The organism is Pseudomonas sp. PICF6, from assembly GCF_009831705.1.
GTDB lineage: Bacteria > Pseudomonadota > Gammaproteobacteria > Pseudomonadales > Pseudomonadaceae > Aquipseudomonas > Aquipseudomonas rhizophila.
Window position 1 is genome coordinate 10,291 of the sequence record NZ_WUUD01000013.1, and the last position, 26,110, is coordinate 36,400.

The window sequence follows — 26,110 nt, forward strand, 5'->3', positions numbered from 1 at the left end:
ATTCGGCCTCGATGGGGGCTGAGGTGACGCGTGAAGATTTGACCCGCGAAGCCATCCGCCTGGCCCGCCTGTTGATGGAGCTGTTGCCTGAAGCCGAAGTCATGGGTTTGCTGGCATTGATGCTGCTGCACGAGTCGCGGCGGCGAGCACGAACTTCTCCCGGCGGTGAACTGATCCTGCTGGATGAGCAGGACCGATCCTTGTGGGACGCCGACATGATCGCCGAAGGCTGCGCCCTGGTGGAAGCCGCGCTCAATACCCGAAGGTTCGGGCCTTATTGCCTGCAAGCTGCGATTGCGGCAGTGCATGCCGAAGCCCCCACGGCGCAGGAGACCGACTGGCCGCAGATCGTCGGCCTCTATGACGTGTTGCTGCGTGCGGTGCCTTCGCCGGTGATCGAACTCAACCGCGCCGCGGCCCTGGCCAAGCGCGATGGACCGCAAGCGGGCTTGCAGCGGATCGACGCGATTCTGGACCGGGGCGAGTTGCTCGATTATCACCTGGCCCACTCGGCGCGGGCAGAACTCTGCCGGCAGTTGGGACGCGTGGAGGAGGCGAGGGCGGCATATCGACGCGCGCTTGAATTGACTCAGCAATTGCCGGAGAGGCGGTTTATCGAGGGGCGGCTTGCGGGATTACAGTGATGACCACAAGCGATGAAATCCTGTGGGAGCGGGCGTTGTGGTGTGCATCGTATTTATGAACAGCTGAAACCACTGTGGGAGCGAGCCTGCTCGCGATAGCGTCATGTCAGTCACATTGCTGTTGGCTGAAACATCGCTATCGCGAGCAGGCTCGCTCCCACAGGGTTTTATGGCTTGGCTGACGGGCATAACCCGTCAGTCAACCAGCCTTGATCAGAACTCGTGATCAGCGCTGTCCGGGTTCAGGTCGCTGATGCCCAGTTTGCCCGCGGCCTGTTCGATCGCGCCGGTTTGCTTGACCAGTGCGGCAATGGCGTCGCGCACGACCTGGTTGCCAGCGGTGTTGCCCGCAGCGATCAGTTGGTCGTAGTGCTCACCCTTGTTGGCGTGATCGACCATGACCTGGATCTTGGCTTCGGTGTCGGCCAGGTCGGCCTTGAGGGCGTTGTCAGCGGCCGGGTCAGCCTTGGCCACCAGGGACGACAGGCTGGCGCCGGTCATCTTGGTGCCGTCGACGCGGGTGTATTCGCCCAGGTAAACGTTGCGTACGCCTTTGGCGTCGTAGAAGTGCGAGTTGTGGGTGTTGTCGCTGAAGCAGTCCTGCTCGTCTTCTGGCGAGTTGGCTTCCAGGGACACCTTCATGCGTTCGCCCGCCAGTTCACCCAGGGACAGGCTGCCCATGCCGAACAGCATCTTGCGCAGGCCGGTTTCGGCAGGCTCGGCTTCCAGGGTGGCGCGGTAGTTGTCAGCCACGTTTGGCTTCCAGTTGCCGACCATTTCTTCCAGATCGCTGACCAGCAGTTGGGTCACGGCCTTGAGGTAGGCGCGACGACGGTCGTTGTGACCGCCAGTAGCCCCGGCACCTTCCAGGTAATCGGAGGCCGGACGCTTGCCGGCACCAGGGCCGGTGCCGTTGAGGTCTTGGCCCCACAGCAAAAATTCGATGGCGTGGTAGCCGGTGGCGACGTTGGCCTCGGAACCGCCCAGCTCGTTCAGGCTGGCAAGTTTCTCCGGGGTGATGTCTTTCACGTCGACCTTGTCTTCGCCTACCTGGACCTCGGTATTGGCGATGATATTGGCGGTGGCGCCCGGGTTACCCAATGCGTGCGCGTAGGAGGTGTCGACGTAGTCGATCAGGCCTTCATCCAGCGGCCAGGCGTTCAATTGGCCTTCCCAGTCGTCGATGATGGTGTTGCCGAAGCGGAACACTTCGCTTTGCAGGTAAGGGACGCGCGCAGCGACCCAGGCGGCCTTGGCGGCGTTGAGGGTCTCGTCGTTCGGTTTGGCCAGGAACGCATCGATCGCGGTTTGCAGGGTTTTCGCGGTGGATTCGGCATCGCTGTAGACCGCATGGACGATGTCGGCGTAGTGCGCGACAACGGCCTTGGCAGCGGCCTCGTCGATTTTGCCGGCTGCGGCTGGGGCGGCGGTGCTGGCTGCAGGCGTGGGCGCTTGCGGCGCGGCGGCCTTGTCTTTGCCTTCGCCGCAACCGGCGAGGGAAATAGCGATGGCCAGCAAACTGGCGGTAGCCAGAGGCATACGAATCATGGCGAACATCCTGCTTCGGTGATGGATGGGACAGGCGCGAGGTGCGCAAAGCTGCGACATAATGCGAAAGATTTGCATTATGTGTAAAGGGTTGTAGCTGTAAATATTTCTTATTTGTGATGCGGCGCGGGCAGCCTTCCGTAGGCGCCGCCGAGCTAAGCGAGGCGGCGATCTCTGCCCAGACGCTTGAGTCTCAAGCGAACAAACCAAAGAGCGCAGGCTTCGCCAACTCCGGCAGAGGCATGACTACCCGAGGAGAAAGAATCAGATGATGGAGACTTTGCTGCGCTGCGCCTGCTTGAGATAGATGCCCAACTCCCGTGCCGGCAGCGGTTTGCTGTAGTAATACCCCTGACCTTCATGGCAGCCCTCGGAGATGATGTAGGCTTCCTGCTCGACCGTCTCAACCCCCTCGGCGATTACCTGCATCCCCAGGCTCTTGCCCAACTGGATGATGGCCCGGACGATGGTCGCGTCATCCTCGTCATCGAGCAGGTCCTGGACGAAGCTCTTGTCGATCTTGATCTTGTCCAGCGGCAGGCTCTTGAGATAACTCAGGGACGAATAACCGGTCCCGAAGTCATCGATGGCAATCAGCGCGCCGGAGCGGCGCAGACTGAGCAAGTGCTGGGCGGCTGTCGTGATGTCTTCCATCAGGCCGGTTTCCGTGACCTCCAGCTCCAGGCTGCGCGGCGGCAGGCGGTACATCTGCAGCAAGTTGTTCACCACCCGCGGCAGTTCGGCATGGTGCAATTGCACGGTGGACAGGTTGACCGCCATGCGCAGGTCAACGAAGCCCTGGTCATGCCATTCGCGCAACTGTTTGCAAGCCTGATCCAGGACCCATTCACCGATGGCGATAATGGTGCCGTTCTGTTCGGCCAGGGGAATGAACAGGTCCGGCGGCACGAGGCCGTGTTCGGGGTGATGCCAGCGAATCAGCGCCTCGGTACCGACCACTCGCAGGTCGCGATAGCTGACCTGCGGCTGATACACCAGGCTGAACTGCTCGAGGAGCAGAGCCTCGCGCAGGTCTTTTTCCAGCTCGCGACGGCGGCGCATTTCACTGTCGACGCTGGCGATGTAGAACTGGTAGCGATTGCGCGAGCGGGCCTTGGCCAGGGTCATGGTCTGCTCGGCTTTCTGCAACAACTTCTCGGTGCTGTCCCCGTCCTCGGGAAAGAGGGTGATGCCAATGGTCGCCCGTAGGCGGATTTGCTGATCATCGAGGATGAACGGCGCCTCCAGGTCATCGAGGATGCTCTGGGCCAACTCGGCGGCTTCGTAAGGTTGTTCGATATCGGCCTGGACCAGGGCGAACTGGTCGCCCCCCAGTCGCGCCAGCGCGCCAAGGCGTCCGCTGTGGGCTCGCAGCCTATCTGCCAGGGCCAGCAGCAACTGGTCACCGGTTTGATAGCTGAACTGTTCGTTGATGCCCTTGAAGTCATCCAGCCCCACACACAGTACGGCCACCCGGCGTTGCAAGCGCCCGGCATCCACCAGGATCTTGTCCAGTTGCTGTTGAAGCTGTTGACGATTGGGCAGGCCGGTGAGGAAGTCATACTGGGCCATGCGCAGCAGGCTGTTTTCCGCCTCGTGGCGCAGGTGTGTATTGCGCTCGATGGAGGCGAGCAATTGGTTGGCGGTGTTGATCCAGAGCCCCAACTCATTTTGTTCGTGGCCGCGTAGCTGCGGGATCTTGTGTTCACTCGGCCGGTCGGGGTTGATTTCGGTCAGGTGTTCGATGATCCGCGACAGTGGTTTGGTCAGCAGCCAGTGATAGACCAGGTACAACACCAGGCCCATCGCCAGGGCTCGCAACATGCCCGATATGAAAATGATTACGGAGTTGACGATGAAACTCTGGCCGTAGGTGGCGGTGTCGAGAGTAATGCTCAGGTCACCGTAATATTCACTGTAAGGCCCGCGACCCACCAGTTGCGTGGTGAATGTGCGTTCCTTGCCAAGGATCAGGTCGGTCAGCCAGCGACTTCCAGAGTGCTGCAAAGGCCGGGTTTTTTCGGCAAGCATGGTCTCTTGAGGGTGACCGATAGAAGCCATGCGCACCGCTTGGTCCTGAAACAGCCCCTCGATCACTTGCATGCCCATCTCCCGGTCAAGGCTATAGACGGCCTGGGTCGAAGGGTCCCGGAACATATCAAGAATTCGTTGGGCATCGCTGGCGACGGCATGGTCGGTTTTGTAGGCATCGAAAACGATCTGGGCGCAGCTCAATACCACGCCGACGATCAATGCCGAAAGGAGCACGACCCGGAGCAACTTCACAGACAAGCTGTTCTTGAGTTCCAGCTTCAAAGAGGGGGTTCCTTGTTCCGTGCGAGTAGCGTCAAGTTGCCATGAGTATTGGCAATCCTGTGATGTCAGTCAAAGGGACAATCAAACACAAGGGTCTTCGCCTGAAACCTGGCCGTTATACGGTGTTTCCAGAGTTATTGCTCTACGACCATTGTGTCGGATGGAAGGGCCCGCAACTTGAGGCCTGGGTTTGATTTTTGTTGGATTTCAGACACGAGGTAGGGGGCCGGACAAGATCCCGGGGCTTTGTGCCAGCTAAAAAAAAACCCGGCAAAGCGCCGGGTTCTTTTGTCTGGCATTACGGATCAAGCGGTGAAGGTCTTGCCTTCGAACTGCTCGGCCACAAACTTCCAGTTGACCAGGTTCCAGAACGCTTCGACGTATTTCGGACGAAGGTTGCGGTAGTCGATGTAGTAGGCGTGTTCCCAAACGTCGCAGGTCAGCAGCGGGGTGTCGCCGCTGGTCAGCGGGTTGCCGGCGCCGATGGTGCTGGCCAGGGCCAGGGAACCGTCAGCCTTTTTCACCAGCCAGCCCCAACCGGAACCGAAGGTGCCGACGGAAGTCTTGGTGAATTCTTCCTTGAACTTGTCGAACGAGCCGAACGCACTGTTGATGGCGTCGGCCAGCGCGCCGGTAGGTTGACCACCGGCGTTTGGCGCCAGGCAGTTCCAGTAGAAGGTGTGGTTCCAGACCTGAGCGGCGTTGTTGAAGATACCGCCCGAGGAAGTCTTGACGATTTCTTCCAGGGTCTTGCCTTCGAACTCGGTGCCAGGTACCAGGTTGTTCAGGTTCACGACGTAGGTGTTGTGGTGCTTGTCGTGGTGGAATTCCAGAGTCTCTTTGGAGATGTGCGGCTGCAGTGCATCGTGTGGATAAGGCAGCGGCGGCAATTCGAAAGCCATGGTGATTCTCCTAATCAGGTCAGTTGCGGTGAGCGCAAGGCCGATCACGGGCGGCCAGACTAGCGCCGGGGAGTTTGTACTCATTGCGGCGCAGGAGTCGGATCATAGCACCGGGGGAACGGCATAACCACGCAACAACTGTGTGGGATAGAGGTTCCAGAGCGGTTTGGAATAATCAGCCAGAGACGATCAACTGTATGGCCACGCTGAACATCATCGTTGCCACCAGCACATCCAGTATCCGCCAGGTACTCGGCCGTGCCAGCCACGGTGCCAGCCATGCCGCACCGATTGCCAGTGTGAAGAACCACAGCAACGAGGCACTGGCCGCTCCCACGACATAGGCGCCAGGCACGCTTTGCTGGGCCCCGAGGGAACCGATCAGCAACACGGTGTCGAGATAGACGTGGGGGTTGAGCAGGGTCACCGCCAACGCACTGAGCAGCACCGCCCGTAACGAGCGCACGACCTGTTTTTCATCTTGTTGCAGGCTTTGTTTCGAACAGGCCCGACGCAACGCCAGGCTGCCATACCAGAGCAGGAACCCGGCGCCGCCCCAGCGGGCTATTGAAAGGAGCAACGGGCTTTGGGCCAGCAGTGTCGCCAGGCCGAACACCCCGGCGGCCACCAGCAACGCATCGCAAGTTACACACAGGACGGCGACCGGCAAGTGATGTTCGCGGCGCAGGCTTTGCGCCAGCACGAAGGCGTTCTGAGCGCCGATGGCCATGATCAGCCCGAGGGCCACCAGTAGTCCGTTCATGTAGCTTTGCCACATAAATTACTCCCCGAGTAGGTATGAATGCGGGTGTCATTCTCTGGTGCAAAGCGGTATAAGAAAAACCAATATTGCTGATTGCTCATTAGGAAAACTGATGTTCGATTACAAATTGCTTTCCGCTCTGGCGGCGGTTGTCGAACAGGCCGGATTCGAGCGTGCCGCCCAAGTGCTGGGTTTGTCGCAGTCGGCGATTTCCCAGCGGATCAAACTGCTGGAGGCGCGGGTCGGCCAGCCGGTGCTGGTGCGCGTCACACCGCCGGCACCGACCGAAATCGGTCGCCGCTTGCTCAACCATGTGCAGCAGGTGCGGCTGTTGGAGCGCGACCTGCAAAGCCTGGTGCCAGCGCTGGATGAGGAGGGGCTGCCTGAGCGCCTGCGGATCGCCTTGAATGCCGACAGCCTGGCCACTTGGTGGGCGGTGGCCGTTGGAGATTTCTGCGCCGAACATCATCTGTTGCTCGACTTGGTGGTGGAAGACCAGACCGTCGGCCTCAAACGCATGCGTGCCGGTGAGGTGGCGGCGTGCGTCTGCGCCAGTGAACGTCCGGTGGCTGGTGCCCGTAGTGTGTTGTTGGGGGCCATGCGCTACCGGGCGTTGGCCAGCCCGGCGTTCATCGCCAGGCATTTCCCCGATGGGGTGCGCGCCGATCAACTGGCGCGCACGCCGGCGCTGGTGTTCGGCCCGGATGATTTCCTGCAGCATCGCTACCTTGCTTCCCTGGGGGTCGAAGGCGGTTTCGAACATCATCTCTGCCCGTCGTCCGAAGGTTTCATTCGGCTCGCCGAAGCGGGGCTTGGCTGGGGACTGGTGCCGGAGTTGCAAATGCGTGAGCAACTGGAGCGGGGCGAGTTGGTGGAATTGCTGGCAGATAAACCGATTGATGTGCCGTTGTACTGGCATCATTGGCGCAATGGTGGGCAGTTACTGGGTTTGTTGACTGAACGATTGATCAAGGCGGCAAGCAGCAAGCTCCAAGCGGTAAGTTGAAAGCGATTGGCTTGAAGCTTGTAGCTTGAAGCTCGAATCTGATTTTAGGAGTCTTCATGAAAATTCTGGTTACCGGCGCAAGTGGCTTCATTGGCGGGCGCTTTGCGCGATTCGCTCTGGAGCAGGGCCTGGATGTACGGGTCAACGGTCGCCGGGCCGAGAGCGTTGAGCACCTGGTGCGTCGCGGGGCGCAGTTCATCCAGGGGGATCTGAGTGACCCGTTGCTGGCTCGCGACCTGTGCCTTGATGTTGACAGCGTCGTGCATTGCGCCGGTTCCGTGGGGCTTTGGGGGCGCTATCAGGATTTTCACCAGGGCAACGTCCAGGTCACGGAAAACATTGTCGAGGCCTGCCTCAAGCAGAAGGTCCGGCGCCTGGTTCATCTGTCATCGCCGTCTATTTACTTCGATGGCCGGGACCATCTGGACCTGACCGAAGAACAAGTGCCCAAACGCTTCAAACATCCCTACGCTGCCACCAAATACCTGGCTGAACAGAAAGTCTTCGGGGCTCAGGAGTTCGGTCTCGAAGTACTGGCTCTGCGCCCGCGCTTTGTCACCGGCGCCGGCGACATGAGCATTTTTCCCCGGCTGTTGAAAATGCAACGCAAGGGCCGCTTGGCCATTGTCGGCAACGGGTTGAACAAGGTGGATTTCACCAGCGTGCAGAATCTCAACGAAGCGCTGCTCAGCAGTCTTTTGGCCGGCGAATCGGCCCTTGGCAAGGCTTACAACATCAGCAACGGCACGCCGGTGCCGTTGTGGGATGTGGTCAATTATGTGATGCGACAGATGGAAGTCCCACAGGTCCGGCGTTATCGTTCCTACCGGCTGGCCTACAGCGTCGCCGCCCTGAATGAAGGTTTTTGCACGTTATGGCCGGGCCGTCCCGAACCGACGTTGTCGCGCCTGGGCATGCAGGTCATGAACAAGAATTTCACCCTGGACATCAGCCGTGCCCGGCATTATCTGGATTACGATCCACAGGTCAGCCTGTGGACCGCTCTTGATGAGTTCTGCGCCTGGTGGAAAGCCCAGGATGCCCGCTGATCGCCCCGTCATGAACCGAGTGCCAGGTTCGGGGTCAATCGGTGCGGCGGGCGAGGGGGTTATACTCGCTGCATCAAGCCAACACCGGTTTCCCAAAGGTTGAACCCAATGCCCATGCGTAACGATTCCAACGACGACTTCGATGATATACCGAGCTTGCGGATGCGGGCCGACATTCCCGATGACGATGACTTTCTGCCTGAGCGCGAACGCCCGCCCCACGTGCAAGCGCGCCCGGCACCCGTTGCGGCGGCCAAGGTCAAGGGGGCCAGTACCGGGCCACTGTGGGCACTGGTCGGTGCGCTGTTGTGTGCGCTTGCCTTCCTGGCGTGGTGGAGCTTCCAGCAGATTTCCTTGATGGAACAGCAGCTGGTGGCCACCCAGGAAAGTTTCGCCCGTATCAGTGAAGACGCGGCGGGGCGCTTGCAGGACATTTCCGGCAAGGTGGTAGCCGGTCAGTCCAATGTCATGAGCGACAGTGAAGCCTTGAAGTTGCAGATCAAACAGCTGGAAGGCAAGCTCCAGGAGCAGGGCAAGCAATTCGAAAGCAAGCTGCAGGAGCAGTACAAACAACAGATGGTCGCGTTCGGTCCGTCCGCCGACCTGGACAAGGAGCTGGCCCAGATCATTGCCCAGACCACTGAGCAGCAGAACGCCAGCACTCAGTTGCAAGCTTCCAACAAGGAACTCCAGGACCAGGTCAAGGCGCTGGCGGCTGAAGTTTCCGCCCTGAAAAACCAGGGCGAGGATGGTGCTCTCGATGCCCGGCTCAAGAGCATCGGTGCCGACATCACCGCCCTGAAACGCGCCACTTCCAATTCTGCCATCGAGCGTCTGGAGCAGGACGTGATCGTGCTCAAGAGCCAGCAGGACAACGGGGGCAACAACACCGCCGAGTTCGACGCCTTCCGCGGCCAGGTCACCCGCAATATCAACACGCTGCAAGCGCAGATCCGCAACCTGCAGCAGCAACTTGGCAGCCGAGCTCAGTGACGAGGCTGTAGTCGCGAGCGGTGGGTCAGTCAGTTTGCATCAATGGCTGATGTGCCACCGCCATCGCGAGCAGGCTCGCTCCCACATCGTGAGTCGTGCGCTTGCAAAGTGTTCAGCCGCTGCAAACCGGTGGGCTTGCCGATCCTTGCGCTGATCGGCAAGTGGGACCAGACAAATGCACAAAAAAAGGCCCGCATCGCTGCGGGCCTTTTGTTGAGTAACGGCGGCAATTCAGCCCGCCACCAACACCCGTATGGCCTCCAGGCGCAGCGCCGCCTTCTCAAGCATCGCCAGACCTTGCTCACGCTGTTGGCGCAGAGCCACCAGTTCGCTGTCGCGTACCGTCGGGTTGACCGCTTGCAGGGCAGTCAGGCGCGCCAGTTCTTCGTCGGTATCGGCTGCCAGGCGACGCTGGGCTTCGGCCACGCGTTCGGCGTGACGCGGGGCGATCTTCTCTTCACCGGCGTTGATCCGTGGCGAGAGCTGGTCACGCTGGGCCTGGATGAACTTGTTGGCGCTGGCCCGAGGCACGCTTTCCAACTGATCGTTCAAAGTCTCGAACGAGACTCGGGCGGCGAGGTCGTTGCCATTGGCGTCCAGCAGGCAGCGCAGGGCGGCCGGCGGCAGGTAACGGCCCAGTTGCAGTGAGCGCGGGGCAACCACCTCACTGACATAGAGCAGTTCCAGCAACACGGTGCCGGGCTTGAGAGCCTTGTTCTTGATCAGCGCTACGGCGGTATTGCCCATGGAGCCGGACAGCACCAGGTCCATGCCGCCTTGCACCATCGGGTGCTCCCAGGTAATGAACTGCATGTCTTCGCGAGACAGCGCCTGGTTGCGGTCGTAGGTGATGGTCACGCCTTCGTCGTCGCCCAGCGGGAAGCTGGCGTCGAGCATTTTTTCGCTCGGCTTGAGGATCAGCGCGTTGTCCGAATGGTCCTCGCTGTCGATGCCGAACGCATCGAACAGGGTTTCCATGTAGATCGGCAGGGCGAACTGGTCGTCTTGTTCGAGAATGGCCTCTACCAAGGCATCGCCTTCACCCGCGCCGCCGGAGTTGAGCTCCAGCAGACGGTCGCGACCGGTGTGCAGCTCGGCCTCCAAGCGTTCGCGTTCGGTGCGGGCTTCGTCTATCAAGGCTTGCCACTGGCCGTCATCGGCTTCTTCCAGCAATGGCAGCAGGCGCGGGCCGAACTGATGCTGCAAGGCGTTGCCGGTCGGACAGGTATTGAGGAACGCGTTCAGGGCCTCGTGATACCACTGGAACAGCCGCGCTTGCGGGCTGGTTTCCAGGTACGGCGCATGCAGCTCGATGGTGTGTTTCTGGCCGATCCGGTCCAGACGGCCAATACGCTGTTCCAGCAGGTCCGGGTGCGAGGGCAGGTCGAACAGCACCAAATGGTGGGCGAACTGGAAGTTACGGCCTTCGCTGCCGATTTCCGAGCAGATCAGCACCTGGGCGCCGAACTCTTCGTCGGCGAAATAAGCCGCCGCGCGGTCGCGCTCCAGGATGTTCATGCCTTCGTGGAACACCGTGGCCGGGATGCCGGAACGTACGCGCAGAGCGTCTTCCAGATCCATGGCGGTCTCGGCGTGGGCGCAGATCACCAGCACTTTGGTGCGCTTGAGCATCTTCAGGGTGTCGATCAGCCACTCGACCCGTGGGTCGAAACGCCACCAGCGCTGTTCTTCGTTGGCGTCCGGCTGAGCCTGGAAGCTGACTTCCGGGTACAGCTCGGCGTGATCACCCAACGGCAGCTCGAGGTATTCGTCCGGGCACGGCAGCGGGTAGGCGTGCAGCTTGCGCTCCGGGAAACCCTGTACGGCGGCGCGCGTATTGCGAAACAGCACGCGGCCGGTGCCGTGGCGGTCCAGCAGTTCGCGGACCAGGCGGGCGCTGGCTTCAACATCGCCATCATTGACGGCGGTCAGCAGCGCTTCGCCCTCGTTACCCAGGAAGCCGTGAATGGTCTTGTGCGCCTCGGGTGAGAGACGGCCCTTGTCCAGCAGCTCCTGCACGGCTTCGGCCACCGGGCGATAATTTTCGCTCTCGGCGCGGAAGGCCTTGAGGTCATGGAAGCGGTTCGGGTCCAGCAGGCGCAGGCGGGCGAAGTGGCTGTCCTGGCCCAGCTGTTCCGGGGTCGCGGTCAGCAGCAGTACGCCGGGAATCGTTTCGGCAAGCTGTTCGACCAGGGCGTAATGCGGGCTGACCTGATCTTCGTGCCAGACCAGGTGGTGGGCTTCGTCGACCACCATCAGGTCCCAGCCGGCGGCAAACAGCGCGTCCTGGGCCTTCTCATCGTCCACCAGCCACTCCAGCGCCACCAGGGCCAGTTGGGTGTCTTCGAACGGGTTGCTGGCATCGCTTTCGATGAAGCGTTCTTCGTCGAACAAGGCGACCTGCAGGTTGAAACGCCGACGCATTTCCACCAGCCACTGGTGCTGAAGGTTTTCCGGTACCAGGATCAGCACGCGGCTGGCGCGGCCGGAGAGCAGTTGGCGGTGGATGATCAGGCCGGCTTCGATGGTCTTGCCCAGGCCCACTTCGTCTGCCAGCAATACCCGTGGCGCGATGCGGTCGGCCACTTCACGGGCGATGTGCAATTGGTGGGCGATGGGCTGGGCACGTACGCCACCCAGGCCCCAGAGCGGCGACTGCAACTGGCGGCTGGTGTGTTCCAGGGTGTGGTAGCGCAGGGAAAACCATGCCAGCGGGTCAATCTGGCCGGCGAACAGACGGTCACTGGCCAGGCGGAACTGGATAAAGTTCGACAGCTGGGTTTCCGGCAGAGTGACAACCTCGTTCTGCCCATTGAGGCCGTGGTAGACCAGCAGCCCATCGACATCGTCGACTTCGCGCACGGTCATTTTCCAGCCTTCGAAGTGAGTGATCACATCGCCCGGCGAAAACCGCACGCGGGTGAGGGGCGCATTCCGTAGCGCGTACTGGCGAGTGTCGCCAGTGGCCGGATAGAGCACGGTCAACAAGCGGCCGTCCTGTGCCAGAACGGTGCCTAAACCCAGCTCGGCTTCGCTGTCACTGATCCAGCGTTGCCCCGGTTGATACTGCTGCGCCATGCTGCCTGACTCCCGCCTTGAAAAAGCCGGTTATCTTAACGGAATGATCCCTCAGACCAAAGGATTTACGTAGACATCGGGTCGCCATGGGCATTGATTACTTACCGGCGGTGCGGAACTTAAGTGTGCTGAGTGATCAAACAAGCTCGGCCCGGCCTATTGTGATAATGCCAACCGGGTCACAAGTTTCAGACCAGCGGTTCAAGCTGTCCTTCGCTCAGCCGACAACCTGAAGACAGGAGACCTTTATGTTGCCACCCATGCTCCCTTTGAGCGCCGTACCCATCACCGCTCAACAGGATCCGGTCCGCCAGCGACCGGACATACCGCCCGTGGTCCCGGTGCAGCAAAGCTCCAACGAAAGCACCATCGACCTGAAGAATCGCGACCCGGAGGAGGCTGCGCTGTTGCTGCGCGAGGAGCAACAGCGCCAGCAGGAACGCAACAAGCGCCGCCGTGAAGCCGACGAAGATCCCGAAGCGCACCTGGCCGTACCGGGCACTGAACTGAACGCCGACAACACCGTGCCAGTGGTGCCGTTGGTGGAAGGGGAAGAGCGTCAGGGCTTGTGGGTCGATATCCAGGTCTGATCCAGGCTTTTGTCGACGCATGCAGGCTGGTCAACCCGCTCGACAGCCTTCATCATGAGAGCATCCGCAGTTCACCGTACGATGCCGACACGCCATGAGCCAAGACGACAAACTGATCGACCTCAGTGCTGAGCGCGCCAAGCGCGTTCACGACCTCAACGAAAAACGCCTTAACGAAGTCCGCCAGGCTTTCGAGCAAGCCATGCCATTGGGCAAAGCCCAGAAAAAACCGAAGAAAAAACCCAAAAAGCGCTGACTCCCCCCTCTATCCATTGATACAGATCAGTTATTTCCCTTCCTTTTCGCCGCGTCGCGAGCGTTATTGACCCCGGTCAATTTTCATCCAGGCCTGATTGGTTAACTTGCACCCATCGCAACAGGGGCAAGACCAGGAGGCCAGTCATGTTTTTCGATAATGTGGTGTTTGCCGGAGTGTTGACCGTCGGCCTCATGTTCGTGTTTTTCGCCGGCTTCGGATTATTCATCTGGAAAGATGCACACAAGCGCAAAAAGCCGTAGGTCTTTCCAGCTACAACGAGCACGCAAGGCATTTTGGGCGACTTCGGTCGCCCTTTTTTTTGAGCGGATTTCCCCTGTTCCACACAAGCCCATTGTGGGAGCGAGCTTGCTCGCGATAGCGGTATGTCTGTAGATACATGTGTTGACTGACCCGGCGCCATCGCGAGCAAGCTCGCTCCCACAGTAGTCAGGTGTCCGGGCATAAAAAAAGGTGCGATCCGCCAGGACCGCACCTTTTTTATTAGCCGCTGATATCAGCTGCCGATGGCCTTGGACGCCAGCCAGAACAGCGCCGCCGAGAGGGCCACTGTCGCCGGCAGGGTCAGTACCCAGGCCAGCAGGATGGTCCGTACCGTGCCACCTTGCAGACCGCTTTTGTTGGCGACCATGGTGCCCGCCACGCCGGACGACAGTACGTGGGTGGTGGAAACCGGCAGGCTGAAGATGTTCGCCGCACCGATCATGCACGCCGTGGTGATTTGCGCCGACATACCTTGAGCGTAGGTCATGCCTTGCTTGCCGATCTTCTCACCGATGGTCAGCACCACACGCTTCCAGCCGACCATGGTGCCCAGGCCCAGGGCCAGGGCGACTGCCAGAATCACCCAGAACGGGGCGTATTCGGTGGTGGCGGTCAGGTCCTTGCGCAGCTTGTTCAGGTCGTCTTTTTCCCGAGCTGCCAGGCCTGGCAGCTTGCCAACCTTCTTCGCCGTGTCATCCAGGCAGAGCAGGTAGCGGCGAACCTCGATGCGGCTTTCCGACGGCAGCGATTGGTAATCCGCCACGCCTTTGAGGGTGTCGAGCAGCGCCGCAATGGTGGGCTCGGTCTGCTGCGGGTTGCAGCGGAATTTCTCTGGCAGATCGCCCTTCACGCTTTTGCCCAGCGCCAGGTATTCACCCAGCGATTCGCTGTTGCGCTGGTAGAACTGGCTCAGGTGCAACGTCGCGTCGCGGGTACGTTCGATCTGGTAGGTGGTGCTGTTCAGATCAAGCACGAACTGCGCCGGTACGATACCGATCAGCACCAGCATGATCAGGCCGATACCTTTCTGGCCATCGTTGGAGCCGTGGACGAAGCTGACGGCCATGGCTGAAATGACCAGCACCAGGCGATTCCAGAACGGGGGGTGTTTCTTGTCATCGATCTTGCGGCGCTGTTCCGGCGTCTTGTGCATCTTCGACAGCGGACGCCACCACTTCAGACTGATCAATACCAGTGCGGCAATCAGGAAGCCCGCCATGGGCGAGAACACCAGGGAGGCACCGATATCGATTGCCTTTTGCCAGTTCACTCCGTCGGCCAACGGGATATCGTTGATCAGCGCGTTGGCCAGGCCCACGCCGAGGATCGAACCAATCAGCGTGTGGGAGCTGGAGGCTGGGATACCGAAATACCAGGTGCCCAGGTTCCAGGTGATGGCCGCTGCGAGCAGCGAAAACACCATGGCCAGCCCGTGTCCGGTGTTCACATTGATCAGCAGCTCTACCGGCAGCAGGTGAACGATGGCATACGCCACGCCCACACCGCCCAGCAGCACGCCGAGGAAGTTGAACACACCGGAAAAGAACACCGCCAGATGAGGCGGCATGGCTTTGGTGTAGATAACAGTGGCCACCGCGTTTGCGGTGTCATGAAAGCCGTTGATGAACTCGAAGGCGAGGACAAAGGCCAGGGCGAGCAAGAGGCTCACAAGCACCCAAGCATCCAGTCCGCTAAATAAATCGATCATGAAGGTTTTCTGACCCGGTCGTAAGGGGGCGCGATTATGCCAGAAAACCTCGGTAATCGATGCATTGCCTGCTCATCGGTAACATTCTTCAACGAAATAATTTGCAGGCACCCCTTCGAACCCTGGCTTTTAGCGGGTTGCGCAAGCCATTGATTCGGGAACGGAAAACGCGCCAGGCAAGGGGCCGCTCGTCGTTGCAAGAGCCTTAAGCGGTTGTGCGAAAAATCCGAAAAGAAGGTAAGCCAAGGCCATTCCTCGACCGTTGTCGGGGAAATGGCGGCCCGCTCATGGCGGGCGTCCGGTACGGGGCCGGCCAGGGTGTCGGCCGGATACCGCTTCACAAGAACATCAAGCGCTGAGCATTACCGCTCTTCCGCTTTGAGTTCCTGTTCCATTTTCTGAAGTTCCTGGGTAAAGGCCTGGTCCTGAACGGTGGCGCGTTTACGCCAGGGTTTGCGTTCCGGTTCAGGTTGCGCGGCGTAGGTGGTGATTTCCCCGCCGTAAACTTCCTTGTAACGTTGTTCCTGGCGCTCAAGTTCCGCGCGCAGTTCGTCTTTCGTCACAGTATTACCTAATGGATTGAATTGGATCTGGTGATACGCACTGCATGTAGACATGCAGACGGCCACGGCACCAGAGCTGACAGCTGACGTAGCATCAGGAGTTTCGTATACCGCCGATACGGGGAAGCGCCATCCGGGTGCTTCGGGCACCGGCTGCCGGCACCACGCAGGATAGAAACCTGCAATGCCTGCGGACGGGAGCGGTCGATTGCCGCACCGTCACTGTGGTGCATTATAGCGGGCTGCCCGAAGAACACTATCGGGAAAAGTTAAAAGAATCTGTTGTTGTGTGAATCAATATTTGTATGTGCAACTTGTGGCAATTAGGTTTCAGGCAATGCCAGACAATGTCGCTATCCACTCTGCTGGCGCGAACTACGTTCAATACTCGTGTCGTCTTACTTATTTATCAACCCTTCACACAGAAGCAAGAGGGGGGTAGGGTGCCTTGATTGCGATTATCGGTTGATGGTTCGATAATCGAACGGTGCTGACAGCCAGCCCTTGTCTGCTCAGCGGGCAGCCGCTTGTAATAGCCGCCATTCCCCGGGAAGGACCAGATATGAACGACCAATTGCGCAACGCCTTTGCTTCTGTAGCGCCACCCATCGTTGCTTCGCCGGCCAAGCGCATCCAGGCCCTGACCGGTGACCCGGACTTCATGACGTCCCTGGCCCGAGGGTTGGCCGTGGTCCAGGCGTTCCAGGAGCGCAAGCGGCACTTGACCATCGCTCAGATCAGCCACCGCACGGAAATTCCCCGCGCCGCCGTCAGACGTTGCTTGCATACCTTGATCAAACTCGGCTACGCCACCACCGACGGACGAACCTATTCGCTGCTGCCCAAAGTATTGACCCTGGGCCATGCCTATCTTTCATCGACGCCTCTGGCCGTGTCCGCGCAGCCGTATCTGGATCGCATGAGCGAACAGCTGCATGAGGCCTGTAATATGGCGACGCTTGAAGGCGACGACATTCTTTATATCGCCCGTTCGGCCACCACCCAGCGGCTGATATCCGTGGACCTGTCCGTCGGTGGACGTCTGCCGGCCTATTGCACCTCGATGGGCAGGATTCTTCTGGCGGCACTGGACGACGCTTCCCTGCGTGATTACCTCGACCATGCCGACCTGCAGGCCAAGACCAGCCGGACCCTGCACACTCCCCAGGCTTTGCTGGAGTGTTTGCAAGAGGTGCGGCAGCAGGGATGGTGCATCGTCGATCAGGAACTGGAGCAGGGGCTGCGCTCGATTGCCGTGCCAGTCTACGACGCCTCCGGCCAGGTGGTGGCGGCGCTGAATGTCAGTACCCATGCCGGGCGGGTCAGCCGCAATGAACTGGAACAGCGCTTCCTGCCGGGGCTGTTGGGAGCCAGCCGCGACTTGAGCGCGCAACTGTTCACTTAAGCTGTTCGATAAACGCACAGAGTCGCCTCTGACGAATTGACGGTATTTGCCTCGGATCATTAATGTCGCGGCAGCGTCATCCGACGTGATCGAGCCTGGCTCGACCGATGGATGGCGGCCCAATAATAATGAGAGGCACACCTGCCATGTATACCTTCCTCGGCCTTCACCTTGACGATCGACCGACCTGTCTGTCCCGGATCGCCCGCTAACCAACACCTTTTTTGCAGCCTTGCGGTTTATTTGCCGGGCCTCTGTTCGCCTGCGTTTTCTTGCGTGGAATAAAAACAAGATGAACCAACCCCAGACCTCCGTAGGCAATTGCCTCGACGTGCAGTCCTTCATCAACGCTCAACCCATCTCGCGCTATCAGTGGCGGATAGTGATCCTGTGCTTTCTGATTGTTTTTCTCGACGGCCTCGACACCGCGGCCATGGGCTTCATCGCTCCGGCGCTCTCCCAGGACTGGGGTATTGATCGGGCCAGCCTGGGTCCGGTCATGAGTGCGGCGCTGATCGGCATGGTCTTCGGAGCTCTCGGCTCCGGCCCGTTGGCAGACCGTTTCGGCCGAAAAGTTGTGCTGGTAGGCGCGGTCGTGCTGTTCGGCGCGTTCAGCCTGGCATCGGCTTACAGCACCAACATCGATCAATTGCTGGTGCTGCGCTTTCTGACCGGCCTGGGGTTGGGCGCCGGTATGCCGAACGCCACTACCTTGCTGTCGGAATACACCCCGGAGCGTAAAAAGTCGTTGCTGGTGACCAGCATGTTCTGCGGCTTCAACCTGGGAATGGCCGGTGGCGGGTTTATCTCGGCCAAGTTGATACCGGCGTTCGGTTGGCACAGTCTGCTGCTGATCGGCGGGATCCTGCCGTTGATCCTGGCGGTGGTGCTGGTGTTCTGGTTGCCGGAGTCGGCACGTTATCTGGTGGTGCGCAATCGCGGCACGGACAAGGTGCGCAAGACCCTGGCCCCGATCGATCCGCACACCGTCGCCCAGGCGGCGAGTTTCAGTGTGCCGGAACAAAAAATCGTTAAAGCCCGCAACGTGCTGGCGGTGATTTTCTCCGGCACCTACAGCGCCGGGACGCTCTTGTTGTGGCTGACCTATTTCATGGGGCTGGTAATTGTTTACCTGCTGACCAGTTGGTTGCCGACGCTGATGCGCGACAGCGGCGCGAGCATGGAGCAGGCGGCGTTTATCGGGGCGTTGTTCCAGTTCGGCGGCGTATTGAGCGCGGTTGGGGTGGGTTGGGCGATGGATCGGTTCAATCCGCACAAGGTCATCGGCATTTTCTACTTGATGGCCGGGATATTCGCCTACGCGGTAGGGCAGAGTCTGGGCAACATTACCTTGCTTGCCACGTTGGTGCTGGTGGCCGGCATGTGCGTCAACGGCGCGCAATCGGCGATGCCGTCGCTGGCGGCGCGGTTCTATCCGACCCAAGGCCGGGCCACCGGTGTCTCGTGGATGCTGGGTATCGGCCGGTTCGGCGCGATCCTCGGCGCCTGGATGGGCGCGACATTGTTGGGCCTGGGCTGGAACTTCGAACAGGTCCTGACCGCCCTGGTCATTCCAGCGGCCCTGGCGACTGCGGCGGTGGTGATCAAGGGCATGGTCAGTCATGCGGATGCGACGTGAGGCAATGATCTGAACCTTGCGGCAGACCGGTGGGAGCGAGCCTGCTCGCGATAGCGGTGGGTCAACTTGCATAAGTGTTGACTGACCCACCTCAATCGCGAGCAGGCTCGCTCCCACAGGATCAGGGTGTCTGGGAAATCGATAGCCAAACAACAATCTGTTCGATAAACGAACACTCAGTCGATTATCGGATTGTTTGGCTGTCACCCCGAGCTTAATCTTCAGTCACTCCGGCGCTTAACCTCGCGCCTTTTTCTTCATCTTGGTCTACTGAAAAACGGGAGCCTGCCCCATGGCTGAAATCCTTTCGCTGCACGACGCAGTGAAGCAATTCGTCAATGACGGCGATACCGTCGCGCTCGAAGGCTTCACTCACCTGATTCCGACGGCGGCGGGTCATGAAATCATTCGCCAGGGCAAGAAAGACCTGACCCTGGTGCGGATGACACCCGACCTGATCTACGACCAGTTGATCGGCGCCGGTTGTGCTCGCAAGCTGATTTTCTCCTGGGGCGGCAATCCTGGGGTGGGCTCCCTGCACCGGCTGCGCGATGCCGTGGAAAAACAATGGCCGCAGCCGCTGGAGATCGAAGAGCACAGCCACGCCGACCTGGCCAATGCCTACGTCGCCGGGGCCTCGGGCCTGCCATTCGCGGTGCTGCGGGCCTACGCCGGCTCCGACCTGCCAAAGGTCAATCCGTTGATCAAAACCGTGACCTGCCCCTTCACCGGGGAAGTGCTGGCCGCCGTGCCATCCGTGCGCCCGGACATTACAGTGATCCACGCTCAAAAAGCCGACCGCAAGGGCAACGTCCTGTTGTGGGGCATTCTCGGCGTGCAGAAAGAAGCCGCCCTGGCCGCCAAGCGCTGCATCGTCACCGTGGAAGAAATCGTCGATGACCTCAACGCACCGATGAACGCCTGCGTGCTGCCGACCTGGGCGCTGAGCGCGGTGTGCCACGTACCGGGCGGCGCTCATCCGTCCTACGCGCATGGCTACACCGAACGTGACAACCGCTTCTACCAGGCTTGGGATCCGATCGCCCGGGACCGTGAGACCTTTACCGCATGGATCAATGAATACATCCACGCAACGAAAGATTTCAGTGAATTCCAGGCCCGACTGGCTGCCACTTCGCAGGTGAAATAATGACGTACTCCACCAATGAAATGATGACCGTCGCCGCAGCCCGTCGATTGCAGAACAAGGCTGTGTGCTTCGTGGGCATCGGCCTGCCATCGAAGGCAGCCAACCTGGCGCGGCTGACCTCGTCGCCGGATGTCGTGCTGATCTACGAGTCCGGTCCGATCGGGGCCAAACCCAGCGTATTGCCACTGTCTATCGGTGATGGTGAGCTGGCTGAAACCGCGGACACTGTCGTACCCACCGGTGAGATTTTTCGCTACTGGTTGCAGGGTGGACGCATCGACGTCGGCTTTCTCGGTGCAGCTCAGGTCGACCGGTTCGGCAACATCAACACCACGGTGGTGGGCGACTACCATCAACCGAAAGTCCGCTTGCCGGGCGCCGGTGGTGCACCGGAAATCGCCGGTTCGGCCAAGAGCGTGCTGATCATCCTCAAGCAGTCGGCGCGCTCGTTCGTCGACAAGCTGGATTTCATCACCTCGGTCGGTCACGGTGAGGGCGGGGATTCGCGTAAACGCCTGGGCCTGCCGGGCGCAGGTCCGGTCGGTATCATCACCGACTTGTGCATCATGGAGCCGGAAGCCGGCAGCCATGAGTTCGTGGTCACTGCGCTGCACCCCGGCGTGACCCGCGAGCAAGTCGTTGCCGCCACCGGTTGGGCGATTCGTTTTGCCGACCAGGTGCAAACCACCGCCGAGCCGACCGAAACAGAGCTGCGTGCACTGCGCGACCTGGAAGCTCGCACTGCCGCGGCCCACGGCCAGGCACCGGGAGAAGCGTGATGCGCGACGTTTATATCTGTGATGCGATTCGAACCCCCATCGGTCGCTTCGGGGGCGGTTTGTCCGCGGTGCGCGCCGATGACCTAGCCGCCGTGCCGATCAAGGCGCTGATGGAACGCAACCCATCGGTGGACTGGACTGCCGTGGACGAAGTGTTTCTCGGTTGCGCCAACCAGGCCGGGGAAGACAACCGCAACGTGGCGCGCATGGCGCTGCTGCTGGCTGGCCTGCCGCAGAGCATTCCCGGCGTAACCCTCAACCGCCTCTGCGCCTCGGGCATGGACGCCGTCGGCACGGCGTTCCGCGCCATTGCCAGCGGCGAAATGGAATTGGCCATCGCCGGCGGCGTGGAGTCGATGTCCCGCGCACCGTTCGTGATGGGCAAGGCCGATGCCGCGTTCTCCCGCAACATGAAACTGGAAGACACCACCATCGGCTGGCGCTTCATCAACCCGTTGATGAAAAACCAGTACGGTGTGGACGCGATGCCCCAGACCGCCGATAACGTGGCCGATGATTACGCGGTGTCCCGCGCTGACCAGGATGCTTTTGCCTTGCGCAGTCAGCAGCGCACGGCGGCAGCCCAGGCCGCAGGGTATTTCGCCGAGGAAATCGTCCCGGTGCGCGTAGCCCACAAGAAAGGCGAAACCGTGGTCGAGCAGGACGAGCATCCTCGCGCCGACACCACGCTGGAGACCTTGAGCAAACTCAAACCGGTCAACGGTCCAGACAAAACCGTCACGGCCGGCAACGCCTCGGGCGTGAATGATGGCGCGGCGGCTATGATCCTGGCTTCGGCCGAAGCGGTGAAGAAACACGGGCTGACGCCTCGGGGTAAAGTGTTGGGCATGGCCAGTGCCGGCGTGGCCCCACGGGTGATGGGCATCGGCCCGGTGCCCGCGGTGCGCAAACTCACTGAGCGCCTGGGCCTGGCGGTCGCAGACTTTGATGTGATCGAACTCAATGAAGCCTTCGCCAGCCAGGGCCTGGCGGTGCTGCGCGATCTGGGTCTGGCGGACGACGCGCCGCAGGTGAACCCCAATGGCGGCGCCATCGCCCTCGGCCATCCGCTGGGTATGAGCGGAGCACGGCTGGTGCTGACGGCGTTGCATCATCTGGAAAAGACCGGCGGCAAGAAAGGCCTGGCGACCATGTGTGTCGGCGTCGGCCAGGGTCTGGCGTTGGCAATCGAACGCGTCTGACACGTCGTTCCACTAATAAGAAACCGAGGAATGCTTCATGACTGACAAGCCTGGTTATCGTCGCCCCCAAGCGGGCACCCAACCGGAGTACCTGCACCCGCCGTACCAGTCCACCAACCTGCGCTCGCCTTCAAAGCCGTTGGTGTACCTGCCCCATTCGCTGTCGGAAATTACCGGTCCGACCGTAGGTGCCGATCGCCTGCAGGAGAAGGACAACGACCTGACTGCCCAGCATGCCGGCGAGCCACTGGGGGAGCGAATCATCATTCACGGGCGCGTGCTGGATGAGCATGGCCAACCCGTGCCTGGCATCCTGGTGGAGATCTGGCAGGCCAACGCCGCCGGTCGTTACAACCATGACCGCGACCTGCACGACGCACCGCTGGACCCGAACTTCACCGGCACCGGTCGCACCGTCACCGACGCCGATGGCTGGTACCAGTTCCAGACCATCAAGCCCGGCGCCTACCCGTGGGGCAACCATCACAATGCCTGGCGCCCGGCGCACATCCATTTCTCACTGTTCGGCCCGAGCATCCTGACGCGCCTGGTGACGCAGATGTATTTCCCCGGCGACCCACTCCTGGCCTACGATCCGATCTACAACTGCGTGCCGGACACCAGCGCCAAGGAACGTCTGATCGCCCGTTTCGACCTGGAAAAAACCATTCCTCACTACGCCCTCGGTTATCGCTGGGACATCGTATTGCGCGGCCGCGATGCCACGCCGATGGAGAAATAAGATGACGCTCACTGCCACCACCTCCCACACCGTTGGTCCTTACTACCACATCGGCCTGACCTGGCTGAACCGCGAAGACCTGACCGTCGCCCAAACCCTCGGCCAGCGCGTGGCGATCACCGGGCAGGTGATCGACGGCAACGGCGAATTCGTCAATGACGCGATGCTGGAAGTCTGGCAGGCCAACGCCGCCGGCAAATACGCACACCCGGAAGACGACCAGGACAAGCCCCTGGACCCGAATTTCGAAGGCTTTGGCCGTGTGCCGGTGGATGCCGAAGGGCGTTTTCGTTTCACCACCATCAAGCCGGGCTCCGTGCCGGGCCTTGGCGGCACGACCCAGGCGCCGCATCTTGTCGTGCTGGTGTTCGCCCGCGGTCTGGTCAAGCATTTGCTGACGCGAATCTACTTCGATGGCGAGCAGGCCAACGAAACCGACCCGCTGCTGGCCTGCGTGCCCGAGGAACGTCGCGCCACTATCGTGAGCAAGCCCGATGCTTCGGGCGTGTATCAGTGGAACGTGGTTTTGCAGGGGACGGATGCCGAGACGGTGTTCTTCGACTACTGATTGAAACCCGTGTGGCGAAGGCTCTTGGCCCAGCCCCGCAACAACGGTGGGGCGTGGGTCGTACAAAATACTGATGACCCTGTTCCACCCGAAGGCGTAGGGTTGGCCTGCGGGGGTGATGAATAGGATGTGCGACAACCCACGTATTTACGTCGCAGCTTTTGACCCAACCGCGTCAGGCCGGCAGACCTGCACACCCAAGGACTTTTTATGAGCGAACGACCGGGTAATCAGCTCTTTGATGCCTACTTCACCACCCGCCACATGCGCGAGGTGTTTTGTGATGCGGGCCGGGTGCAGGCCATGCTCGATGTCGAGGCGGCGCTGGCCCGGGCGGAAGCGAAGGTGGGCTTGATCCCTGTCAGTGCAGTGGCTCCGATCGAGAAGGCCTGTGACGCGCAGTTGTACGATTTTTCGGCGTTGAGCGAGGCGATTGCCACGGCGGGTAATTCGGCGATTCCACTGGTCAAGGCCCTCGGCAAGCGCATTGCCGCGCAAGACGCCGAGGCTGAGCGCTACGTGCACCTGGGGGCTACCAGTCAGGACGTGATGGACAGTGGGTTGGTGCTGCAACTGCGCCAGGCATTGGCTTTGATCGAAGGCGAACTGGCGCAACTGGCCACGATTCTCGCCCGCCAAGCCGAACGCTACGCCGCCACGCCATTGGCCGGGCGCACTTGGTTGCAACACGCAACACCGGTGACCCTGGGCATGAAAATCGCCGGTTGGCTGGGAGCCATCACCCGTAGCCGCCAGCGCCTGAATGAGCTCAAGCCGCGCTTGCTGGTGTTGCAGTTCGGTGGTGCCTCCGGAACGCTTGCCGCACTGGGTGAGCAGGCCTTGCCCATCGCCGAAGCCCTGGCCGCCGAGCTGCAACTGAGCTTGCCGGAGCAGCCGTGGCACACCCAACGCGATCGCCTGGTTGAGTTCGGTTCGGTACTGGGGTTGATCGCCGGCAGCCTGGGCAAACTGGGCCGCGACATCAGCTTGTTGATGCAGACCGAGGCCGGTGAAGCGTTCGAACCCTCGGCGCCGGGCAAGGGCGGTTCGTCCACCATGCCGCACAAACGTAACCCGGTGGGCGCGGCGGTGCTGATCGGTGCGGCGACCCGAGTCCCTGGCCTGTTGTCGACGCTGTTCAGCGCCATGCCCCAGGAGCACGAACGCAGCCTGGGCCTGTGGCACGCCGAATGGGAAACCTTGCCGGAGATCTGCTGCCTGGTGTCCGGCGCCCTGCAACAGGCGCGGCTGCTGGCCGAAGGTCTGGAAGTGGACGCGGCGCGCATGGCTCGCAATCTGGAACTGACCCAAGGGCTGGTGCTGGCCGAGGCGGTGAGCATCGTCCTGGCCCAGCGGGTCGGGCGCGACACCGCGCATCATCTGTTGGAGCAATGTTGCAAACGCGCCGTGGCTGAACAACGTCATTTGCGGGACGTGTTGGGGGACGAGCCCCAAGTCACTGCGCAGTTGTCCGCCGCTGAGCTGGATCATTTGCTCGACCCCGCCCACTACCTCGGCCAGGCCCAGACCTGGGTCGCGCGCGCGGTGGCTGAACACCTTGCCTTGAACGCCTGAAAGGAGACTGTTGTGGGATTCGTCAAACTCGCCGAAGGCGAACTGAACTATTGTTTCGATGGACCGCAGGATGGCCCGGTGCTGGTGCTCTCCAACTCCCTGGGCACCGACCTGCACATGTGGGACGAGCAGATCGCCGCCTTCAGTGAACACTTTCGCGTGTTGCGTTTTGACACGCGCGGGCACGGTCAATCCTTGGTGACTGAAGGGCCGTACAGCATCGACCAACTGGGCCGCGACGTGCTGGCGATGCTCGATCAGCTGAACATCGACAAGGTGCATTTCTGTGGGTTGTCCATGGGCGGATTGATCGGCCAATGGCTGGGGATCAATGCCGGTGAGCGGCTGCACAAACTGGTGGTGTGCAACACCGCCGCCAAGATCGGCGACCCATCCGTATGGGACCCGCGGATCGAAACCGTACTGCGTGATGGCAAGGCGGCGATGGTCGCGCTACGGGATGCCTCGATTGCTCGTTGGTTCACGCCGGACTTTGCCCAGGCTCATCCAGAGAAGCTCAGGAGAATCACCGACATGCTTGCTGCCACTTCGCCCCAGGGCTACGCGGCTAACTGCGCGGCGGTGCGCGATGCCGATTTCCGCGAGCAGTTGTCCTCGATTCGCGTGCCGCTGTTGGTGGTCGCCGGCACCGAAGATGCCGTGACCCCACCGTCGGGCGGGCACTTTATCCAGGAGCGGGTCAACGGCGCCGAATACGCCGAATTCCATGCCGCGCACCTGTCCAACGTCCAGGCCGGCGCTGTGTTCAGTGAACGGGTGCTGGCTTTCCTGCTGGGTTCCAGTCGTTCTTGAGGGAGTATTTTGTGGACGAGAAACAACGTTACGACGAAGGCATGCAAGTACGCCGCGCGGTGCTGGGCGATGCCCACGTCGACCGCAGCCTGAATGCCTTGACCGAGTTCAACAGCGAATTCCAGGAGATGATCACCCGTCATGCCTGGGGCGACATCTGGACCCGCCCCGGCCTGCCGCGCCACACCCGCAGCCTGATCACCATCGCCATGCTGATCGGCATGAACCGCAGCGAAGAACTCAAACTGCACTTGCGCGCTGCTGCCAATAATGGTGTGAGCCGCAGCGAGATCAAGGAAGTGATCATGCAGAGTGCTATCTATTGCGGCATCCCCGCGGCCAACGCCACCTTCCACCTGGCCGAGTCGGTGTGGGATGAACTGGGCGTCGAATCACGGGCTTGAGATCCACCGCCAATCCCTGTGGAAGTCAAGACTGGGGGAGCAAAGCTTGCTCGCGAAAGCGGTGGGTCAGTTGGCGATGATGTTGAATGTGATGACGCCATCGCGAGCAGGCTCGCTCCCACACTGGATCTT

At 60.9% G+C, this 26,110-nt stretch carries 24 protein-coding genes; 17 read left to right on the top strand and 7 right to left on the bottom strand.

The window, feature by feature from the left end; all coding sequences use genetic code 11:
* Nucleotides 1-644, top strand: a 644-nt coding sequence (locus tag GSM73_RS26905; RefSeq protein WP_372241362.1) for an RNA polymerase sigma factor, incomplete at its 5' end; no start/stop codon positions are given.
* Nucleotides 645-857: 213 nt separating this feature from the next.
* On the opposite strand, the gene GSM73_RS05075 is transcribed toward GSM73_RS26905, so the two are convergent.
* From GSM73_RS05075 to GSM73_RS05090, 4 genes are all read right to left on the bottom strand, one after another.
* Complete coding sequence (locus tag GSM73_RS05075) at nt 858-2,192, bottom strand: imelysin family protein (protein WP_047228328.1); 1,335 nt, start codon at nt 2,190-2,192, stop codon at nt 858-860.
* A 264-nt stretch (nt 2,193-2,456) separates the two neighbouring features.
* A complete protein-coding gene (locus GSM73_RS05080; RefSeq protein WP_047228327.1) occupies nt 2,457-4,508 on the bottom strand; it encodes a bifunctional diguanylate cyclase/phosphodiesterase in 2,052 nt (683 codons plus the stop codon).
* 305 nt (nt 4,509-4,813) lie between these two features.
* Entirely contained in the window at nt 4,814-5,410 is a 597-nt protein-coding gene (locus tag GSM73_RS05085) for a superoxide dismutase (RefSeq protein WP_047228326.1), read from the bottom strand.
* A gap of 175 nt (nt 5,411-5,585) precedes the next feature.
* A complete protein-coding gene (locus tag GSM73_RS05090; protein WP_160891764.1) occupies nt 5,586-6,188 on the bottom strand; it encodes a LysE/ArgO family amino acid transporter in 603 nt (200 codons plus the stop codon).
* A gap of 97 nt (nt 6,189-6,285) precedes the next feature.
* Between GSM73_RS05090 and GSM73_RS05095 the strand changes: the two genes are divergently transcribed.
* From GSM73_RS05095 to GSM73_RS05105, 3 genes are all read left to right on the top strand, one after another.
* Nucleotides 6,286-7,179: a LysR family transcriptional regulator ArgP gene (locus GSM73_RS05095; protein ID WP_047228324.1), complete on the top strand. Its 894-nt coding sequence runs from the start codon at nt 6,286-6,288 to the stop codon at nt 7,177-7,179.
* Between the two features lie 56 nt (nt 7,180-7,235).
* Nucleotides 7,236-8,228, top strand: a complete 993-nt coding sequence (locus GSM73_RS05100; protein WP_139050964.1) for an NAD(P)-dependent oxidoreductase — start codon at nt 7,236-7,238, stop codon at nt 8,226-8,228.
* A gap of 108 nt (nt 8,229-8,336) precedes the next feature.
* Nucleotides 8,337-9,221 carry an ATPase gene (locus GSM73_RS05105; RefSeq protein ID WP_076386024.1) on the top strand — a complete coding sequence of 295 codons (885 nt, stop codon included), beginning with the start codon at nt 8,337-8,339 and terminating at the stop codon, nt 9,219-9,221.
* A gap of 231 nt (nt 9,222-9,452) precedes the next feature.
* Here GSM73_RS05105 and rapA read toward each other — a convergent pair whose 3' ends face one another.
* On the bottom strand, nt 9,453-12,299 hold the full coding sequence (rapA, locus tag GSM73_RS05110) for an RNA polymerase-associated protein RapA (protein WP_047228321.1): 2,847 nt from the start codon (nt 12,297-12,299) through the stop codon (nt 9,453-9,455).
* Nucleotides 12,300-12,547: 248 nt separating this feature from the next.
* Between rapA and GSM73_RS05115 the strand changes: the two genes are divergently transcribed.
* From GSM73_RS05115 to ccoM, 3 genes are all read left to right on the top strand, one after another.
* Nucleotides 12,548-12,889, top strand: a complete 342-nt coding sequence (locus GSM73_RS05115) for a hypothetical protein (protein WP_047228320.1) — start codon at nt 12,548-12,550, stop codon at nt 12,887-12,889.
* A 94-nt stretch (nt 12,890-12,983) separates the two neighbouring features.
* Nucleotides 12,984-13,145 (top strand): hypothetical protein, encoded by a 162-nt coding sequence (locus GSM73_RS26380; RefSeq protein ID WP_171061412.1) that lies wholly within the window; start codon nt 12,984-12,986, stop codon nt 13,143-13,145.
* A 146-nt stretch (nt 13,146-13,291) separates the two neighbouring features.
* Nucleotides 13,292-13,408, top strand: coding sequence for a cytochrome c oxidase subunit CcoM (gene ccoM, locus GSM73_RS28075; RefSeq protein WP_025212288.1), 117 nt, complete (start codon nt 13,292-13,294; stop codon nt 13,406-13,408).
* A 254-nt stretch (nt 13,409-13,662) separates the two neighbouring features.
* Here the strand turns inward: ccoM and GSM73_RS05120 are convergent, their stop codons facing one another.
* Both GSM73_RS05120 and GSM73_RS05125 read right to left on the bottom strand, forming a co-directional pair.
* Nucleotides 13,663-15,138: an inorganic phosphate transporter gene (locus GSM73_RS05120; protein WP_047228319.1), complete on the bottom strand. Its 1,476-nt coding sequence runs from the start codon at nt 15,136-15,138 to the stop codon at nt 13,663-13,665.
* Nucleotides 15,139-15,500: 362 nt separating this feature from the next.
* On the bottom strand, nt 15,501-15,701 hold the full coding sequence (locus GSM73_RS05125; protein ID WP_047228318.1) for a hypothetical protein: 201 nt from the start codon (nt 15,699-15,701) through the stop codon (nt 15,501-15,503).
* Between the two features lie 562 nt (nt 15,702-16,263).
* Here GSM73_RS05125 and pcaR point away from each other — a divergent pair.
* The 10 genes from pcaR (at nt 16,264) to pcaC (ending at nt 25,978) form a co-directional block, all read left to right on the top strand.
* Nucleotides 16,264-17,106: a pca regulon transcriptional regulator PcaR gene (pcaR, locus tag GSM73_RS05130; protein ID WP_092397150.1), complete on the top strand. Its 843-nt coding sequence runs from the start codon at nt 16,264-16,266 to the stop codon at nt 17,104-17,106.
* Between the two features lie 292 nt (nt 17,107-17,398).
* Nucleotides 17,399-18,745 (top strand): MFS transporter, encoded by a 1,347-nt coding sequence (locus tag GSM73_RS05135; protein ID WP_160891766.1) that lies wholly within the window; start codon nt 17,399-17,401, stop codon nt 18,743-18,745.
* A 292-nt stretch (nt 18,746-19,037) separates the two neighbouring features.
* Entirely contained in the window at nt 19,038-19,895 is an 858-nt protein-coding gene (locus GSM73_RS05140) for a CoA transferase subunit A (protein ID WP_047228315.1), read from the top strand.
* On the top strand, nt 19,892-20,674 hold the full coding sequence (locus GSM73_RS05145) for a CoA-transferase subunit beta (protein WP_178129663.1): 783 nt from the start codon (nt 19,892-19,894) through the stop codon (nt 20,672-20,674). Before GSM73_RS05140 ends, GSM73_RS05145 begins: the two co-directional genes overlap by 4 nt.
* A complete protein-coding gene (pcaF, locus tag GSM73_RS05150) occupies nt 20,671-21,876 on the top strand; it encodes a 3-oxoadipyl-CoA thiolase (RefSeq protein ID WP_178129660.1) in 1,206 nt (401 codons plus the stop codon). The genes GSM73_RS05145 and pcaF overlap by 4 nt, the downstream gene beginning before the upstream one ends.
* Before the next feature lie 37 nt (nt 21,877-21,913).
* Nucleotides 21,914-22,618, top strand: a complete 705-nt coding sequence (gene pcaH / locus GSM73_RS05155) for a protocatechuate 3,4-dioxygenase subunit beta (RefSeq protein WP_076386020.1) — start codon at nt 21,914-21,916, stop codon at nt 22,616-22,618.
* A 1-nt stretch (nt 22,619) separates the two neighbouring features.
* A complete protein-coding gene (pcaG, locus tag GSM73_RS05160) occupies nt 22,620-23,186 on the top strand; it encodes a protocatechuate 3,4-dioxygenase subunit alpha (protein ID WP_047228311.1) in 567 nt (188 codons plus the stop codon).
* Between the two features lie 210 nt (nt 23,187-23,396).
* Nucleotides 23,397-24,761: a 3-carboxy-cis,cis-muconate cycloisomerase gene (locus GSM73_RS05165; RefSeq protein ID WP_076386018.1), complete on the top strand. Its 1,365-nt coding sequence runs from the start codon at nt 23,397-23,399 to the stop codon at nt 24,759-24,761.
* 12 nt (nt 24,762-24,773) lie between these two features.
* Nucleotides 24,774-25,574 carry a 3-oxoadipate enol-lactonase gene (gene pcaD, locus GSM73_RS05170; protein WP_160891770.1) on the top strand — a complete coding sequence of 267 codons (801 nt, stop codon included), beginning with the start codon at nt 24,774-24,776 and terminating at the stop codon, nt 25,572-25,574.
* Between the two features lie 11 nt (nt 25,575-25,585).
* A complete protein-coding gene (gene pcaC / locus GSM73_RS05175) occupies nt 25,586-25,978 on the top strand; it encodes a 4-carboxymuconolactone decarboxylase (RefSeq protein ID WP_047228308.1) in 393 nt (130 codons plus the stop codon).
* Nucleotides 25,979-26,110 lie beyond the last annotated feature (132 nt).

What these genes read in the sequence shown, in the direction of transcription:
- GSM73_RS05090 (WP_160891764.1), bottom strand. Translation starts at nt 6,188, where the DNA reads ATGTGGCAAAGCTACATGAACGGACTACTGGTGGCCCTCGGGCTGATC.
- GSM73_RS05100 (WP_139050964.1), top strand. Translation starts at nt 7,236, where the DNA reads ATGAAAATTCTGGTTACCGGCGCAAGTGGCTTCATTGGCGGGCGCTTT.
- rapA (WP_047228321.1), bottom strand. Translation starts at nt 12,299, where the DNA reads ATGGCGCAGCAGTATCAACCGGGGCAACGCTGGATCAGTGACAGCGAA.
- pcaG (WP_047228311.1), top strand. Translation starts at nt 22,620, where the DNA reads ATGACGCTCACTGCCACCACCTCCCACACCGTTGGTCCTTACTACCAC.
- GSM73_RS05105 (WP_076386024.1), top strand. Translation starts at nt 8,337, where the DNA reads ATGCCCATGCGTAACGATTCCAACGACGACTTCGATGATATACCGAGC.
- GSM73_RS05095 (WP_047228324.1), top strand. Translation starts at nt 6,286, where the DNA reads ATGTTCGATTACAAATTGCTTTCCGCTCTGGCGGCGGTTGTCGAACAG.
- GSM73_RS05165 (WP_076386018.1), top strand. Translation starts at nt 23,397, where the DNA reads ATGAGCGAACGACCGGGTAATCAGCTCTTTGATGCCTACTTCACCACC.
- GSM73_RS05135 (WP_160891766.1), top strand. Translation starts at nt 17,399, where the DNA reads ATGAACCAACCCCAGACCTCCGTAGGCAATTGCCTCGACGTGCAGTCC.
- GSM73_RS05115 (WP_047228320.1), top strand. Translation starts at nt 12,548, where the DNA reads ATGTTGCCACCCATGCTCCCTTTGAGCGCCGTACCCATCACCGCTCAA.
- GSM73_RS26380 (WP_171061412.1), top strand. Translation starts at nt 12,984, where the DNA reads ATGAGCCAAGACGACAAACTGATCGACCTCAGTGCTGAGCGCGCCAAG.
- GSM73_RS05085 (WP_047228326.1), bottom strand. Translation starts at nt 5,410, where the DNA reads ATGGCTTTCGAATTGCCGCCGCTGCCTTATCCACACGATGCACTGCAG.
- ccoM (WP_025212288.1), top strand. Translation starts at nt 13,292, where the DNA reads ATGTTTTTCGATAATGTGGTGTTTGCCGGAGTGTTGACCGTCGGCCTC.
- GSM73_RS05140 (WP_047228315.1), top strand. Translation starts at nt 19,038, where the DNA reads ATGGCTGAAATCCTTTCGCTGCACGACGCAGTGAAGCAATTCGTCAAT.
- GSM73_RS05120 (WP_047228319.1), bottom strand. Translation starts at nt 15,138, where the DNA reads ATGATCGATTTATTTAGCGGACTGGATGCTTGGGTGCTTGTGAGCCTC.
- pcaR (WP_092397150.1), top strand. Translation starts at nt 16,264, where the DNA reads ATGAACGACCAATTGCGCAACGCCTTTGCTTCTGTAGCGCCACCCATC.
- pcaH (WP_076386020.1), top strand. Translation starts at nt 21,914, where the DNA reads ATGACTGACAAGCCTGGTTATCGTCGCCCCCAAGCGGGCACCCAACCG.
- GSM73_RS05075 (WP_047228328.1), bottom strand. Translation starts at nt 2,192, where the DNA reads ATGATTCGTATGCCTCTGGCTACCGCCAGTTTGCTGGCCATCGCTATT.